This is a genomic window from Polaribacter ponticola, from assembly GCF_026191475.2.
Classification (GTDB): Bacteria; Bacteroidota; Bacteroidia; order Flavobacteriales; family Flavobacteriaceae; genus Polaribacter; species Polaribacter ponticola.
This window is the reverse complement of sequence record NZ_JAOSLC020000003.1, coordinates 2,009,833-2,024,689: the sequence shown is the minus strand read 5'-3', so window position 1 is coordinate 2,024,689 and position 14,857 is coordinate 2,009,833. Positions and strand designations below refer to the sequence as shown.

At 28.0% G+C, this 14,857-nt stretch carries 18 protein-coding genes and 1 pseudogene; 13 read left to right on the top strand and 6 right to left on the bottom strand.

Going from position 1 to position 14,857, the window contains the following annotated elements; all coding sequences use genetic code 11:
• Window positions 1-8: 8 nt before the first annotated feature.
• Both N5A56_RS14415 and N5A56_RS14410 read left to right on the top strand, forming a co-directional pair.
• Window positions 9-917: a diacylglycerol/lipid kinase family protein gene (locus N5A56_RS14415; protein ID WP_265726800.1), complete on the top strand. Its 909-nt coding sequence runs from the start codon at window positions 9-11 to the stop codon at window positions 915-917.
• Window positions 918-1,028: 111 nt separating this feature from the next.
• Window positions 1,029-1,208 (top strand): hypothetical protein, encoded by a 180-nt coding sequence (locus N5A56_RS14410; RefSeq protein WP_265726799.1) that lies wholly within the window; start codon window positions 1,029-1,031, stop codon window positions 1,206-1,208.
• On the opposite strand, the gene N5A56_RS14405 is transcribed toward N5A56_RS14410, so the two are convergent.
• Together N5A56_RS14405 and N5A56_RS14400 are read right to left on the bottom strand one after the other, a co-directional pair.
• Window positions 1,209-2,324 carry a T9SS type A sorting domain-containing protein gene (locus tag N5A56_RS14405; protein WP_265726798.1) on the bottom strand — a complete coding sequence of 372 codons (1,116 nt, stop codon included), beginning with the start codon at window positions 2,322-2,324 and terminating at the stop codon, window positions 1,209-1,211.
• Window positions 2,305-2,724, bottom strand: a complete 420-nt coding sequence (locus tag N5A56_RS14400; RefSeq protein WP_265726797.1) for a hypothetical protein — start codon at window positions 2,722-2,724, stop codon at window positions 2,305-2,307. The genes N5A56_RS14405 and N5A56_RS14400 overlap by 20 nt, the downstream gene beginning before the upstream one ends.
• A gap of 677 nt (window positions 2,725-3,401) precedes the next feature.
• Between N5A56_RS14400 and rpiB the strand changes: the two genes are divergently transcribed.
• Together rpiB and N5A56_RS14390 are read left to right on the top strand one after the other, a co-directional pair.
• Window positions 3,402-3,830 (top strand): ribose 5-phosphate isomerase B, encoded by a 429-nt coding sequence (rpiB, locus tag N5A56_RS14395; RefSeq protein ID WP_265726796.1) that lies wholly within the window; start codon window positions 3,402-3,404, stop codon window positions 3,828-3,830.
• A 165-nt stretch (window positions 3,831-3,995) separates the two neighbouring features.
• Window positions 3,996-4,436 carry a GNAT family N-acetyltransferase gene (locus N5A56_RS14390; RefSeq protein WP_265726795.1) on the top strand — a complete coding sequence of 147 codons (441 nt, stop codon included), beginning with the start codon at window positions 3,996-3,998 and terminating at the stop codon, window positions 4,434-4,436.
• 336 nt (window positions 4,437-4,772) lie between these two features.
• Here the strand turns inward: N5A56_RS14390 and N5A56_RS14385 are convergent, their stop codons facing one another.
• Genes N5A56_RS14385 through dinD form a run of 3 tightly spaced genes read right to left on the bottom strand, consistent with a single transcriptional unit; the run spans window position 4,773 to window position 6,985 of the window.
• Window positions 4,773-5,345, bottom strand: coding sequence for a pseudouridine synthase (locus N5A56_RS14385; RefSeq protein ID WP_265726794.1), 573 nt, complete (start codon window positions 5,343-5,345; stop codon window positions 4,773-4,775).
• Window position 5,346: 1 nt separating this feature from the next.
• A complete protein-coding gene (locus N5A56_RS14380) occupies window positions 5,347-6,144 on the bottom strand; it encodes an aldose 1-epimerase (protein ID WP_265726793.1) in 798 nt (265 codons plus the stop codon).
• Window position 6,145: 1 nt separating this feature from the next.
• Entirely contained in the window at window positions 6,146-6,985 is an 840-nt protein-coding gene (dinD, locus tag N5A56_RS14375) for a DNA damage-inducible protein D (protein ID WP_265726792.1), read from the bottom strand.
• Window positions 6,986-7,084: 99 nt separating this feature from the next.
• Here dinD and recA point away from each other — a divergent pair, with 99 nt between their 5' ends.
• From recA to N5A56_RS14350, 5 genes are all read left to right on the top strand, one after another.
• Window positions 7,085-8,092, top strand: a complete 1,008-nt coding sequence (gene recA / locus N5A56_RS14370) for a recombinase RecA (protein ID WP_265726791.1) — start codon at window positions 7,085-7,087, stop codon at window positions 8,090-8,092.
• Between the two features lie 127 nt (window positions 8,093-8,219).
• Window positions 8,220-9,071: an AraC family transcriptional regulator gene (locus tag N5A56_RS14365; protein ID WP_265726790.1), complete on the top strand. Its 852-nt coding sequence runs from the start codon at window positions 8,220-8,222 to the stop codon at window positions 9,069-9,071.
• A 19-nt stretch (window positions 9,072-9,090) separates the two neighbouring features.
• On the top strand, window positions 9,091-10,158 hold the full coding sequence (locus tag N5A56_RS14360; protein WP_265726789.1) for an amidohydrolase: 1,068 nt from the start codon (window positions 9,091-9,093) through the stop codon (window positions 10,156-10,158).
• Window positions 10,159-10,190: 32 nt separating this feature from the next.
• Complete coding sequence (locus N5A56_RS14355) at window positions 10,191-10,787, top strand: amidohydrolase family protein (protein WP_265726928.1); 597 nt, start codon at window positions 10,191-10,193, stop codon at window positions 10,785-10,787.
• Between the two features lie 74 nt (window positions 10,788-10,861).
• The gene (locus N5A56_RS14350; protein ID WP_274270500.1) at window positions 10,862-11,326 is read left to right on the top strand and encodes a GNAT family N-acetyltransferase; all 465 of its coding nucleotides are present in this window, start codon (window positions 10,862-10,864) and stop codon (window positions 11,324-11,326) included.
• Here N5A56_RS14350 and dut read toward each other — a convergent pair.
• The gene (dut, locus tag N5A56_RS14345) at window positions 11,323-11,754 is read right to left on the bottom strand and encodes a dUTP diphosphatase (protein WP_265726069.1); all 432 of its coding nucleotides are present in this window, start codon (window positions 11,752-11,754) and stop codon (window positions 11,323-11,325) included. The two genes, N5A56_RS14350 and dut, sit on opposite strands and share 4 nt — an antisense overlap.
• Window positions 11,755-11,845: 91 nt before the next feature.
• On the opposite strand from dut, the pseudogene N5A56_RS14340 reads away from it, so the two are divergent.
• The 4 genes and pseudogenes from N5A56_RS14340 (at window position 11,846) to N5A56_RS14325 (ending at window position 14,817) form a co-directional block, all read left to right on the top strand.
• Window positions 11,846-12,840, top strand: a pseudogene (locus N5A56_RS14340) (NAD(P)H-dependent glycerol-3-phosphate dehydrogenase).
• Window positions 12,841-12,883: 43 nt separating this feature from the next.
• Window positions 12,884-13,183 carry a hypothetical protein gene (locus tag N5A56_RS14335; protein WP_265726067.1) on the top strand — a complete coding sequence of 100 codons (300 nt, stop codon included), beginning with the start codon at window positions 12,884-12,886 and terminating at the stop codon, window positions 13,181-13,183.
• Between the two features lie 152 nt (window positions 13,184-13,335).
• Window positions 13,336-13,542, top strand: a complete 207-nt coding sequence (locus tag N5A56_RS14330) for a hypothetical protein (protein WP_265726066.1) — start codon at window positions 13,336-13,338, stop codon at window positions 13,540-13,542.
• Window positions 13,543-13,548: 6 nt separating this feature from the next.
• Window positions 13,549-14,817 carry an MFS transporter gene (locus N5A56_RS14325; protein WP_265726065.1) on the top strand — a complete coding sequence of 423 codons (1,269 nt, stop codon included), beginning with the start codon at window positions 13,549-13,551 and terminating at the stop codon, window positions 14,815-14,817.
• The last annotated feature ends 40 nt before the right edge of the window (window positions 14,818-14,857 follow it).

Genomic DNA, 14,857 nt, shown 5'->3' with positions numbered 1-14,857 from the left:
TATTTTTTATGTCTAATTCTTGGTTTATAATTGCAAATTCAACTTCTGGAAATCGGAACTTTTCTAAACAATGGAAAGAAATTGAGCAATTATTAAAAAACAAGAATATTAACTATTCTTTTGCTTTTACACAGTTTTCTAAACACGAGGTTGAATTAGTTGATACGGCTATTCAACAAGGTTTTAGAAACATTATTTCTGTAGGTGGAGATGGAACGCTACATCATGTAGTTAACGGAATAATGTTGCAAAGGTATGTAAAAACTTCTGATATAACTATTGCTGTAATACCAATTGGAACTGGAAACGATTGGATTAAAACATATAACATACCAGAAAAATTAGAAAATGTTATAGAAATTATTACTAAGAAAAAAATAATAACGCAAGATATTGGTGTTTTAGAAACAGAAAATAAAACTATAACATATTTTAATAATGTAGCTGGTTTAGGATATGATGGATACATTGTTAATAAACTAGAAAGTTTAAAACGTTTTGGTGCAATTGCTTATCTATTAAGCGGTTTAGCTGGTTTATTATTATATAAAAAATCTATTTTTAAAATTATTATTGATGATAAAATAATAGAAACTAATTGTTTAATGACGCTTTTTGGAATATGTAATTTCTCTGGAGGCGGAATGCAATTTACAAAAGATGTAAATCCTTCTGATGGATTATTAGATATTACGATTGCTAAGAACTTAAATATCTTCGATTTAATTTTTAATATTAGAAAATTATATTCAGGATCGATTGTACATCACAAAAAAATTGAAACCTATAAAACTAAAACAATTACTGTTTTACCAATAGATACCAAACCTTTTATACAAGCTGATGGAGAACTAATTGGTAGTGGAAAAGTAACTGTAAAAATTATAGAAAAAGCAATAAATTTTGTGGTAAATTAAATAATTCTATTATTCATTTAATCTATTTCATAAAAAAAGTTAAAGAAATCTTAAAAATATTGTAACGTTTTCTAAATCAGCGCGTCTTTATAATAAGAACATTAACTTAAAATGAAAAAACTACGTAAAATTATTGCTTTATTCGCCTTTATATTTCTTACAGGTATTTTTATAACTGTAATAACTATAAATACTTCTTTGAATAAAAGTGAAATTACTAAAGAAATTGTAGAAATTCAAAAAGACACTTTGTATCTTTTAAATACAGAAAAGAAAATAGAAGTAATTTAATTATTCTATTATCATTTTTTTTATTGCTTTACCTTTATCTGTATAAATTTGTAAAAAATAAACGCCTTTTGTTAAGTTAGAGGTATTTATTAATAATTTTTTACTACTTTTTATAAACTGGCCTAAACTATTATAAATAGAAAGTTTTTCTATCTTTAAATCGTCTTTTAATTTAATAGTAACTAGATTTTTAGCTGGGTTTGGAGAAATACTAAATTTAGATAAAACAAAACTATCTGAAGCTAAAATAGCATTTAAATCATACACTCTTACATGACCAGAATTACCGCCATTACCATCATTAAAAGGTGCTCCAATAATTACTTTTGTTCCATCTCCAGAAATACTAACAGAAAATCCTGATTGATCTCCAGAAGCCTCTCCATCAATATCAATACCTATTTGTTCAGCTCTTTCATAATTTGTAAAAATACGAACATGGCCAGATTTAGAGCCATTATCATCATTATCAATAGATCCAGCAGCTAAAATATAACCATCATTAGACAAACTTACAGAATATCCAAATTGATCAACAGAAGCCTCTCCATCATAATCATTCCAAGAAGAAAACCATTTATTAATTGATGATACTCCATCTTCATAAAGTCTTACATGACCTGAATCTATATCATTTCCATCATCACCATCATTTGTTGTTGCACCAATGGCAACTCTATTACCATTTTTAGATAAACTAACTGAAAAACCAGATAAATCATAAGCAGCTTCTCCATTTATATCCTCTCCATAAACATTCCAACTATTATTTTCGTGTTTATATATTCTTGCATGACCAGAATTATTTCCATTACCATCATTATTTGCAGCACCAATTACTAAAATTGTACCATCTCCAGAAATACTTACTGAATTACCAGAATTATCTTCTTCAGCTTCTCCAAATATTTCATTATCTAATTTCCAATCATTATTTTCAAAATTATATATACCAACTACACCACAATTAATTATATCACTTGTAGAATGTAGATCTAATTTAGCTTTTGGAGCTCCAATAGCTAAAATTGTACCATCAGAGTTTATATCTAAAGAATACCTAAATTCTAGGTTAGCTTGTGGCGTACCAGTAAGATTAAGTGCAATATTTTTCACCTAAAATAGTACTACCAAGTTGTGACCAACTATTATTATTAAATTTATATACTTTAACTAAACCAGAATTATTATTAGCACCATATGCTCCAATAGCTAATATTAACCCATCGTTAGAAATACTTAATGTATAACCAAAAAAATCACCAATATTATCTCCAATAATATCATTTCCTTGCTGAATCCAATTGTTATTTTCATTTTTATATACTTTTACGTACCCTTTATTAGAAATAACTCCAGAAGCACCCACAGCTATAATAGAACCATCATTAGAAATTGCTGTAGACCAACCTAATTGGTCTCCTGCTAGTTTACCATCAATATCAACTCCTATTTGAGTTTGACTTTGAAGAAAAAAAGGAATAAAAATTAAAAGAAATATTAATTTTTTATACATAACATATTAATTTAAAGTTGGTTACTAACCAAATATACAATTTAATTTAAAAATTATTTTAAAAAAGAAGCTATTTATTCGTTTTCAACAGTTATCAACATTCTATATTATAATTATTTTTCTTTTATAAATTTTAAAAAAACTATAATGGTTATAATAGTGTGTTAATAGCTACTATAAAATTATGTCTTTTTATTTTTTAATATAAGTTATTAAAAACCATCTACATCTTATGAGTTATTTAATCAGTTTAAAATCAATGAAAAAATTGAGTTATTAACAAAACTTATAAACAGTAGTTAACGTAAAATTCTTAATAGTTAACAACCAAATCTATGTAAACAAATTGTAGATTTAATGTTGATAAACTTTTATCAAAAACTTAAAATTAAATTTGCATATATCAACCAAGAGCTTGTATTGTAATAATAATTATAACTACCAAAAAAAGTTTTGAGTTTCTTACTACAACTTCTTAACATTAACTTAAAACGTTAAAATATTTAAAATTAAAGAGTTATTAAAAATGTATAAAATATCATTGTTTATAACTGTTAATAACTGGTATTTTCTATATTTTTGCACATATAACACTGTCATTACGAACGAAGTGAAGTAATCTTATTATAAGAAAAGATTGCTTCGTTAACTCGTAATGACTTCTTAATTATAAAATTATGACAATTGCAATTGGAAACGATCACGCAGGTACAGAATACAAATTCGAAATTATAAAACATTTAGAAGAAAAAGGGTACAAAGTTTTAAATTTTGGAACCGATACAAATGATTCTATGGATTACCCAGATGCAATACACCCAACTGCAGATGCAGTAGAAAGCGGTAAAGCATCTTTAGGAGTTATTCTTTGTGGTTCTGGTAATGGAGCACAAATGACAGCTAACAAACACCAAGGTATTAGAGCAGCACTTTGTTGGAATAATGAATTGGTTGCCTTAACAAGACAACATAATAATGCAAATATTCTTACAATACCAGCACGTTTTGTTTCTTTACAACAAGCTATTGGTTTTGTAGATATCTTTCTTTCTACTGAATTTGAAGGTGGAAGACACCAAAATAGAGTAGGTAAAATTTCTTGTTAAAAATTTATGTCATTACGAGTTTACAAAGCAATCTCATTATTAATAAAGAATTTACTTTGTTCCTCGCAATAATAAAATTTAATATACAGATCAAATAACTGTCAGTTCGAGTGATTTCGCTTTTTTTAGCGAAATTGTATCGAGCACTTTTTATAATTTATAATTATGAACTTCATCACAAAATCCTTTTCAGAATTAAACACAACAGAACTTTATAATATTCTACAATTACGTTCTGAAGTTTTTGTGGTAGAACAAGATTGTGTATACCAAGATGTAGATTATAAAGATCAAAAAGCATTACACGTAATTGGTTTTAAAGATGATAAAATTGTAGCGTATACACGTATTTTTAAACCTGGTGATTATTTTAAAAACTCAAGTATTGGTAGAGTAGTAGTTACTGCTTCAGAACGTAAATATGGTTATGGACATAATTTAATTAAAGCCTCTATAAAAGCTATAAAAGATAATTTTAAAGTTGATGATATTACCATTTCTGCACAAGTATATTTACAAAAATTTTATGAATCTCATGGTTTTGTAAAAGTAGGAGAGGAGTATTTAGAAGATGGCATTCCGCATATTAGAATGGATGTCAAATAATGAAATTAAAAAGGAGTTATAAAATAATATTATCAATTATATTTATAATACTAAGTTGGTTAAGTTTTGGAATAGGTTTTACTACTAAAATAGATGTATTACAATACTTATTTTACTTTGGTTTTATATTTTTGATAATTGGTATCGTATTATTTTTTAGAGCTGTTAATTGTAGAAACTAATTTTTATCACTCTTTTTTGTCATTTTGTAAATTAAGTATGCAAAACCTATTACAAAATGTAAAATGATAACTGCAGCAACAATATATAAAGTGGTATTAGAATTAATCATACCTCAAAATTAGCTGTTAAAATGTGTTTTTTATATGATATTTATCACATAAATGAATGCACTTCTTTTACGCCACTAATTTCTAAATTATCCAATGTAATTGTTCCAATTCTAACACGAATTAAACGTAAAGTTGGCAAACCAACAGCAGCAGTCATTTTACGAACTTGTCTAAATTTACCTTCTCTAATAATTATTGAAACCCAACTAGTTGGTCCGTGTCTTTCATCTCTAATTTTTTGACTTCTTAACGGAAATTTAGGATCATCAATTATAAAAGCTTTACCAGGTTTTGTCATGTATTTTTTACCATTAAAACCAATTTCTACACCCTTTTGTAATTGTTCAATTTCGTTTTCAGTAATAAGTCCATCAACCTGAACATAATATTCTTTTTCGTATTTATTACTTCTAATTTCTGCAGATAATTTGCCATCAGTTGTTAATAAAAGTAAACCTTCAGAAGGTACATCTAAACGTCCAATTGCCATGGTTCCTTCAGGAAAATCGTATAATTCTCCTAACATTTTTTTCTTCCTTTTAGTTTGATTATTTACAAATTGAGATAAATATCCCCAAGGTTTATGAATGATAAAATGACGATGTTTTTCTATCAAATTATATCGTTTTAATTTTTACAGAAAAACTGTTTTTCCCAGCTGATAAATGCATATTTTGTTCAGAAAATTTTTGGTCTGTATAAGAAGTATATTGTGTAATTGGTTCTATACAAAGCATATTGTCAACTTCTGTCCACAACATAAAATTATGAAAACCAACTGTTGTAATTTCTAAATCGTTTTTATCAATATTTTTTAAGATTATTTTATCTGTTTCTAAAACAGGAAAAGCATTTGATCCAGCTTTGTAAACATCTTTTAAGGTAATTATTTTTTTACCAGTTTGTAAAGTTTCTTTACCAGTATCAGATAACATAAATGCAGGATGATAACCCAACATAAACGGCATTCCTTTTTCTGAACTGATGATAAACTCAATGTTTAAAGCTTCATTTTCTAAAGTAAAATTTTTCTCAAAAATAAAATCGAAAGGCCAATATAGTTTTTCTTCAGTAGATTTATCAGGAAATTTACTATTGTTAACAAGTGTATTTTTAGAATATTTTTTTATGAATTTCGCCGAATTTTCATCCGAAGAAATTAAACGATACTCTAATTCTCGCAACAAACCATGTTGATCTAAAACAGCATTACCATTTTTAGTATGCACTCTAAAATTATTTTTAGACGTTGGCCCAATTACAGGAAACATTTCATCATCAGAATTTCGCCAACCTTTATCTCCTTTTTGATGTATATATTCTTGGTTGTCTTTTTTAAAACTGATTAATTCTCCGTTTTCTATGGTTACTTTAGATATTTTATCTTCTGAAATTATAGATAAGCTACTTTTCATATTAATTTAATTTTTTAGGGTTTTTGCCTATTTTTTTTGATTCAGAATTTACTCTTCTTTCTAATTTTTTAATATCCTCTTCTGGCGGTAAATTTTCTGGTTGAATACCTCTATCGAGTAATATTTTTCTTACAGAACGATTGTTTGTTATATGCTCTGCAGAAATACTTCTTTCATTTCTTAAATCTTTTTCTTTGGTATTAAAAACAGTTATTTCTGTAGCAAAATCTTTAGCTTTAATGGTTATAGTTGGTAAATAATCTGCTAAAGCTCTATTATTAGGAATTCCTAATTTAGCTTTCATATCTTTTGTAGATCTTCCAAATAAAGCTTGATCTCCTTTACTTCTTATAAGTCCAAAATTTCTATCGTTACCTGTTTTTTCATAAATTAATTCTGATAAATCTTTTTCAGATAAAGTTAATTTTTGTCTAGCATTTAATCTTTCCCAATCCTTAATTCTTTGCTCAATTAACTCAAACTTTCTAGTTTGCATAGCAAAGTAATTCTGAGCAAATGCAATACTTTCTTTTTTCGGATCTCCATTTTGTGCAATTAAATAACAAGCATATCTTGTTAACATTATATCTTCAATTTCCCTTTCACTTCCAGAACCTAAGGGTACCATTTTGTTGACGTCAACAAAATGGTCAGAAATTTTATTATTTGTTATTTCACATGCAGTTTTAGATTTGAATATTACTTTTTGAAAATTTCTCCATTCAGTATAACCTAATAAGTGTTGTAAATCTCTTGCAAACCAAAATTCTATTTTATTTTCTGTAGTTTGAGAATAATCTTCAAAATCTTTAGTCAAGTTTTGTATAATCTCTTTTTTCATCTTTTAATTTTTTTATAAAAATACAAAAAAGAAGTGCAAAAAAATAAAACTCTTTTCGTAACTTGTGGCACTTATTTAAAAATAAAATTAGGAGGATTCATGGCAGCAGATAAAGAAAAAGCAGCAAAATTAAAAGCATTACAACTTACTCTAGATAAGTTAGATAAAACATATGGTAAAGGTTCTGTAATGAAACTTGGAGATGTAGCAGTAGATGATATAGATGCTATTTCTTCTGGTTCTTTAGGGTTAGATTTAGCTTTAGGCGTTGGTGGTTATCCAAGAGGTAGAGTTATAGAAATTTACGGACCAGAATCTTCTGGTAAAACAACACTTACATTACATGCAATTGCAGAGGCTCAAAAAGCTGGTGGAATCGCAGCTTTTATTGATGCAGAACATGCTTTCGATCGTTTTTATGCAGAAAATTTAGGTGTAGACATAGAAAACTTAATTATTTCTCAGCCAGATCATGGAGAGCAAGCATTAGAAATTGCAGACAATTTAATTAGATCTGGTGCAATAGATATTGTTGTTATTGATTCTGTAGCAGCATTAACTCCAAAATCTGAGATTGAAGGAGAAATGGGAGATTCTAAAATGGGGCTTCATGCACGTTTAATGTCTCAAGCATTACGTAAATTAACAGGTACAATTTCTAAAACAAACTGTACAGTTATATTTATTAACCAGTTAAGAGAAAAAATTGGTGTAATGTTTGGTAACCCAGAAACAACAACAGGTGGTAATGCATTAAAATTTTATGCATCTGTTCGTTTAGATATTAGAAGAAGAACACAAATTAAAGATGGAGACCGAGTTATTGGAAACAGTACCAAAGTTAAAATTGTAAAAAATAAAGTTGCTCCGCCATTTCAAATTGCAGAATTTGATATTATGTATGGTGAAGGAATCTCTAAAGTTGGTGAGATTTTAGATATTGCTGTAGAATTAGGAATTGTTAAGAAAAGCGGTTCTTGGTTTAGTTACGGAGAAACAAAATTAGGACAAGGAAGGGATTCTGTAAAAGGATTGATTAAAGATAACCCAGAATTGGCAGAAGAACTTGAAGGAAAAATCAAAGTTGCTATTGAAAATCAAGAATAATTTTTAAAAGTTCTAACTATTATTAAAACTGCTATAGAAGTAATCAATCTATAGCAGTTTTTTTGTACTCAGTATTTTGTCAATTTATGACAAAAGATAATTTATAATCTAGTAATATATTTGTAATATGGAAACGAAGGAATTTTATAAACTAAGGTTACAACAAGTAGTTTCTTATTTAAGAACCAAATACAATAATAAAATTTCAATCGAAGAATTAGAAGCAGTATCTAATTTTTCTTATAGAAACTTACAACGTATTTTTAAAGCTGAATATACAGAAACTATTGGTGCTTATGTTACAAGAATAAAGATTGAAAATAGTGCTAAATTATTGTTATTTACTTCAGATAAAATAAAAGTTATTGCAAATAATGTAGGTTTTGCAGATGTACATTCTTTTAGCAAATCATTTAAAAAACATTTTGGTATTTCTCCCTTTATATACCAGAGTAAAAAAGAAGAAATACTTAGAATAAAAAAAGAAGAAAATACAATTATACCTTTTTTTGAAGATAAAATTATAGAGTTAACATCTAAAAAAGTAATTTACAAAACCATTAAAGGAGATTATTATTCTAATGATATTGATGTTGTTTGGAATAAACTTTTAGAAGAAACTAAAAATCTGAATATTAACCCAACAGAATCATTTGGTATTATTTGGGATGAACCTTTAATTTCTGAGTCTATTACTTACAATTATGATGCATGCATAGTTTTTGATGAGAAAATAAAAATACTTGATAGAAAATTTAAAGTAAAAGAAATTCCCGCTCAAAAGTACGCAGTTTTTACTCATATAGGAAGTTATCTATCTATTAGTAAAACATATGATAAAATTTTTAAAAGTTGGTTATTTACTACTGATAAAGAAATATCAGAAGCTCCTTTTTTAGAGTTTTATATTAAAAATGAAAGTCATACAAATAACAGAAACGAATACGAAACTAAAATTTATATACCTTTAAAACATTGATTTTACAAATAGAAATAAAATGAAAAACATGAAATTTTTAATGCTACTTTTTAGTATAGTTTTTGCCACTAAATCTTGCTCATCAGAAACTGCAACAACACCTATAGATGTTGTAATTGAATCTAGTTCGCAAAAATTATATTTTAATGGAAAAATATTTACATCAGACGATGTAAAACCATGGGCAGAAGCATTAATAATTGATGATAATAAAATACTTTTTGTTGGTACAAATGAAGATGCACAAGCTACCGCAGATGTAAACTCGACAAAAATTGATTTAGCAGGTAAAGTGGTTTTACCAGGTTTTCATGACGTTCATATGCACCCAATGGAAGTTGGCTCTACAACAACTGTTTTTTCTTTAAATGAAGAAGAAACGAATGCAGAAAACTATATTTCTGCAATTAAAAAAGCCGCAAACGATAATCCAAACGTAACATGGATAATTGGTTTTGGTCATTCTATAAACTCATTATTAGAGGCAACAAGAAATCCTTTAGAAATTATTGATGAAGCAGTTTCTGATAGACCAGTAATTATAATGGAGCAAACTTCACATTCTATGTGGATAAACTCCAAAGGACTAGAATTGGCAGGTATTACAGCAGCAAGTCCAAATCCACAAGGTGGTATTATTGTAAAAGACAATGGTGTTTTACAAGGAATTTTAGTTGATAATGCAGGTGATGTTGTTTTTCAGCAAGCTGTTTCTTCTTTAAACGATGCAGACGGAGAATATAATGGAATGGTTGAGTATGTGTTACCAGAATTAGCAAAATATGGTATAACATCAGTTTCTGATGCTAGAACGTATTGGAAAAGAGATCAACATAAAACTTGGAAAAAGTTAGCAGATAATAATCAACTTACCGCAAGGTTTAACTTAGGTCTTTGGGCGTATCCAACCGAGAATGATGCTACACAAATAGCATCTTTAAAAACGCTGTATTCTAATAATGAAAATAGTTATTTAAAAATAAATCAAATTAAATTGTATGCAGATGGTATTACACACAACACAACTGCGGCTTTACATACAGATTATAAAGAAGACTTTTTCATCAACCAACAAATAATGGATTAAATTATTTTACAGAACAAAGAACTGCAAAATATATTGCTGCTTTAGAGGCAACTGGTTTCGATTTTCATATTCATGCTATAGGTAATAGAGGAGTTACAGAAGCTTTAAATGCAATTCAACAAAGCGGAACAGTAAACGGTAGACATCGTTTAACACATGTAGAAATGATAACGGATGCAGATTTAAATAGATTTAAAATATTAAATGTTACAGCAGATGCACAAGTTGGTGGCGAGTTTACGCAACCACAATATTGGCATGATAACGATCATTTATTAGGAGTTGATTTGGCTAATAATCAAGTGCCAATAAAATCTTTAAAAGATGCAGGAGCAAGAGTAACGTTAAGTAGCGATTGGAATGTAAGTTCCTTAAATCCGTTTATTGCTATACAGAATGCTGTAATAAGAACACCACAAAATATTTCTTTAGAAGAAGCTATTAAAGCGTATACAATTAATGGTGCATATACAATGAGACAAGAAGATGAAGTAGGTTCTTTAAAAGCTGGAAAATTAGCAGATTTTGTAGTTTTAGATAAAGATATTTTTGCAATTTCATCAAATCAAATTAACCAAACTAAAGTAGTTTTAACTATTTTTGACGGAGAAGAAATTTATAAGAAATAACATTGATTAAAGTATCTAAAAACATTGAATTAAGAGAAATTTTGAGCTCAGACTCTGCATCTCTTTTTACATTAATGAAAAAAGTTTATCCTTTAGCTTATAGTCATTTTTGGACAGATAATGGAGATTGGTATGTAAACTCTCAATATTCTAAAGATCATATTTTAAAAGAATTAGAGGTTGAGAATGCAGATTATTATTTTGTTGTTTTTAATGATGAAATTGTAGGAAACCTTAGAATTATTTGGGATGAAAAATTAGCAGGTTTATCGCAAGAAAAGCAAGTTAAATTACACAGAATTTACCTTCACCAAAAAACACAAGGAAACGGAATTGGTAAAAAAATACTTTCTTGGTTAGAAGAAAAAGCTAAAAAAGAGGGTTACCAAGCTATTTGGTTAGATGCAATGGATATGCAACCTCAAGCTTTTCAATTTTATAAAAAGAGGGGATATAAATACCATTCTCATACTTTTTTGCCTTATAATTTATTGCATGATGAAGTAAGAAAAATGAGTCAGGTTTATAAAGAAATTTAAACTCCTGTACTTCCAAAACCACCAGCACCACGTTCCGTTTCATTTAAAACATCAACTTCTTGCCAAACAGCACGTTCATGTTTTGCAATAATTAACTGAGCTATTCTTTCTCCATCATTTACTATAAACTCTTCATTAGAAAGGTTTACTAAAATTACACCAATTTCGCCTCTGTAATCTGCATCTACCGTTCCAGGAGAGTTTAAAACAGTAACTCCTTTTTTAGCAGCCAAACCACTTCTAGGTCTTACTTGTGCTTCAAAACCAATGGGTAAAGCAATAAATAAACCTGTTTTTATAATTGCTCTTTCTAAAGGTTTTAAAATTACAGATTCTATAAGATTTGCTCTTAAATCCATACCTGCTGCACCTTCTGTTTCATAGTTAGGTGTTGCGTGTTTAGATTTATTTATAATTTGTACGTTCATTTTAGTAGTATATTAAGCAAATATAATAAATCAGTCAAGTTTTCATCAATAGTTAATAGTTTTCTTACATTTGAAATCTAATTTTATAGGTATGAACAAACATCAAAAGATTGCAGTTTTAGGAGGAGGAAGTTGGGCAACTGCTATTGTTAAAATGTTGATAGAAAATTTAGAGAACGTTGGTTGGTATATGAGAAGTACTCAATCTATAGAGCATATTAAAGAAAATGATCATAACCCAAGATATTTAAGTTCTGCAGAATTAGATGCTAATCGTTTAGATTTATCTGATGATATTAATTACATGGTTTCTAATTATGATGTTTTAATATTTGCTATACCATCTGCTTTTTTAACAAGTGAATTAAATAAATTAAAAGCATCTTTAGAAAATAAGACTATTTTTTCTGCAATTAAAGGTATTGTGCCAGAAACGGGTTTAATTGTTGGAGAACATTTTAATAAATATTTTAATATTCCGCTAGAAAATATTGGTGTTATTACAGGACCATGTCATGCAGAAGAGGTTGCTATGGAGCGGTTATCTTATTTAACTATCGCTTGTCAAGATCAAAAAAAGCAAAACTTATGAGTAATGCTATAAAAGGATGGTATATAAAAACGAAAATTTCTGACGATATTATAGGAACAGAATACGCAGCAATGTTAAAAAATATTTATGCTGTAGCCGCAGGTATTGCGCATGGTTTAGGGTATGGAGATAATTTTCAGTCCGTTTTAATGAGTAATGCAATTAGAGAAATGAAACGTTTTATTAAAAAAGTTCATAAGATGAAGCGTAATATAAATAACTCTGCATATTTAGGAGATTTACTTGTTACAGGTTATTCTATATTTAGTAGAAATAGACAATTTGGTAATATGGTTGGTAAAGGCTACACTGTAAAATCTGCTCAACTAGAAATGAGTATGGTTGCAGAAGGATATTATGCAACAAAAAGCGCTTTTAAAATTAAAGAAGAAAATGGTGCAAAAACGCCAATTATTGATGCCGTTTTTAATGTTTTATATAATGATAAAAATCCTAAAAAAGAATTTAAAAAGTTGACAAATAAATTAGATTAATTGTTTAATTTTGAACAATTATTTATGTTTTTAAACTTTCACTATGAAAACAATACAAGAAGTTGTAGAAAGTACCATAAGAAAAACCCCTTTTATTGAAGAAGCCCTAAATGAGAAACTAATAAATGTTTCTTCTTTAGCGAGAGTTATTTTACCAGAAGTATCAGCAACATTAAAAAAAGATGTTAAAGTTGGTGCAGTAATGATGGCAATAAATAGGCTTTCTCCAGCAAGTGAATTAAGAATAAGAAGAAATATTAAAAAACTAGCTTTAGATTTAGGGGATGTTATTGTACGATCTGACTTATGTGATTTTACTTTTAAAAACACCCTTCTTTATTAAGAGAAATAGCAAAAATTCTTACCAAATCTTCTGAAAATACAGATTATTTTTTAACGGTTTCTCAAGGTATTTTTGAAACTAATATAGTTACAAGTAAAAATTTACAGCCTTTTGTAGAACAAATTTTTGAAGAAGAAACATTAACAAGTACCATGTTAGATTTGGCGTCTATCACTATAAAACTTCCTAAAGAAAATTTAGAACAATCTGGTATTTATTACTTTATTTTAAAGCAATTAGCTTGGGCAGATATTCCGTTACAAGAAATTATTTCTACTACAAATGAGATGACAATTGTAGTAAAAGAAAGAGATATTAATCAAACATTTTCTATCTTAATGGATATGAAATTGAGTTAAAAATTTATGAGTAAACAAGATCCCTATGCAGCTTTAAGAATTAAAGAATTTAATATCTTTTTATTTGTAAGATTTTTATTGGTCTTTGGCTGGTCTATGCAATTTATTGTTATAGAATGGCAAGTTTATAGTATTACAAAAGATCCTCTTTCTTTAGGTATTATTGGTTTAATGGAAATTATACCAGCTTTTTCAATGGCCTTATTTGCAGGTCATATTGTAGATCAAAAAGAAAAAAGAAACCTATTAGCAACATGTACAGCAGCCTTTTCTTTAATTAGTTTAGGGTTATTTTTATTAACTACAGAAAGCGTAATTGCAAGTTGGTCTACAAATGCAGTTTTATATTCAATTTATGGATTGGTTTTCTTTGGAGGTTTTTTACGTTCTTTCTTCGGACCAACAATTTTTTCTTTAGTAGCATTATTAGTTCCTAAAAAAATATATCATAATGCAGCAACATGGAGTACAAGTACTTGGAAAACAGCATCTGTTTCTGGAGCTCTTTTTGGTGGTTTTTTTATTAGTTGGATTGGTGTAGACAAAACTCTTTGTCTTGTTTTTGTACTGGTTATTTTATCATTAATATTCACTTTTTTAATTAAAAAGAAGCCAATTTTAAACAAAAAAATTGGCGAACCTGTGAAAGAAAGTTTAAAAGCAGGAGTACAATTCGTTTTTAAAAATAAAGCAATTTTAGGCGTTTTAACTTTAGATATGATTGCTGTTCTATTTGGTGGTACAGTTGCAATTTTATCTGTGTTTGCACAAGATGTATTAAAAGTAGGACCAGAAGGTTTTGGTATTTTAAACGCTTCTATTTCTATGGGAAGTATTGTTACCATGTTTATTACAACTTATATTCCTATTGATAAAAATACAGGTAAGAAAATGCTTATATCTGTTTTTGTTTTTGGGTTAAGTATTATTGCATTTGGTTTATCATCTATTTTTTGGGTAAGTATTTTAGCATTATTTATTAGTGGTGCTGCAGATGGTATTTCTATGGTTATTAGACAAACAATTTTACAATTAAAAACACCAGATGATATGCGCGGTAGAGTCTCTTCTGTTAATTCTATGTTTGTTGGTTCTTCTAACGAGTTAGGTGCTTTTGAAAGTGGTTTAGCCGCTAAAATCTTAGGACCAGTAGCTGCAGTAGTTTTTGGTGGTACAATGACTTTAATTACTGTTGTAACAACCGGAATAGCAAACCCAACGTTAAGAGATTTAGATTTAACAAAAGATATTGAAGCTACAGAAAACGAGGATTAATATTTTATTTTTAAGGCACAATTTTTGATGTTTAAAAACA

What these genes read in the sequence shown, in the direction of transcription:
- N5A56_RS14365 (WP_265726790.1), top strand. Translation starts at nt 8,220, where the DNA reads ATGGAAACGAAGGAATTTTATAAACTAAGGTTACAACAAGTAGTTTCT.
- N5A56_RS14360 (WP_265726789.1), top strand. Translation starts at nt 9,091, where the DNA reads ATGAAAAACATGAAATTTTTAATGCTACTTTTTAGTATAGTTTTTGCC.
- N5A56_RS14410 (WP_265726799.1), top strand. Translation starts at nt 1,029, where the DNA reads ATGAAAAAACTACGTAAAATTATTGCTTTATTCGCCTTTATATTTCTT.
- N5A56_RS14335 (WP_265726067.1), top strand. Translation starts at nt 12,884, where the DNA reads ATGAAAACAATACAAGAAGTTGTAGAAAGTACCATAAGAAAAACCCCT.
- N5A56_RS14390 (WP_265726795.1), top strand. Translation starts at nt 3,996, where the DNA reads ATGAACTTCATCACAAAATCCTTTTCAGAATTAAACACAACAGAACTT.
- dinD (WP_265726792.1), bottom strand. Translation starts at nt 6,985, where the DNA reads ATGAAAAAAGAGATTATACAAAACTTGACTAAAGATTTTGAAGATTAT.
- N5A56_RS14400 (WP_265726797.1), bottom strand. Translation starts at nt 2,724, where the DNA reads ATGTATAAAAAATTAATATTTCTTTTAATTTTTATTCCTTTTTTTCTT.
- dut (WP_265726069.1), bottom strand. Translation starts at nt 11,754, where the DNA reads ATGAACGTACAAATTATAAATAAATCTAAACACGCAACACCTAACTAT.
- rpiB (WP_265726796.1), top strand. Translation starts at nt 3,402, where the DNA reads ATGACAATTGCAATTGGAAACGATCACGCAGGTACAGAATACAAATTC.
- recA (WP_265726791.1), top strand. Translation starts at nt 7,085, where the DNA reads ATGGCAGCAGATAAAGAAAAAGCAGCAAAATTAAAAGCATTACAACTT.
- N5A56_RS14325 (WP_265726065.1), top strand. Translation starts at nt 13,549, where the DNA reads ATGAGTAAACAAGATCCCTATGCAGCTTTAAGAATTAAAGAATTTAAT.
- N5A56_RS14380 (WP_265726793.1), bottom strand. Translation starts at nt 6,144, where the DNA reads ATGAAAAGTAGCTTATCTATAATTTCAGAAGATAAAATATCTAAAGTA.
- N5A56_RS14415 (WP_265726800.1), top strand. Translation starts at nt 9, where the DNA reads ATGTCTAATTCTTGGTTTATAATTGCAAATTCAACTTCTGGAAATCGG.
- N5A56_RS14350 (WP_274270500.1), top strand. Translation starts at nt 10,862, where the DNA reads ATGAAAAAAGTTTATCCTTTAGCTTATAGTCATTTTTGGACAGATAAT.
- N5A56_RS14330 (WP_265726066.1), top strand. Translation starts at nt 13,336, where the DNA reads ATGTTAGATTTGGCGTCTATCACTATAAAACTTCCTAAAGAAAATTTA.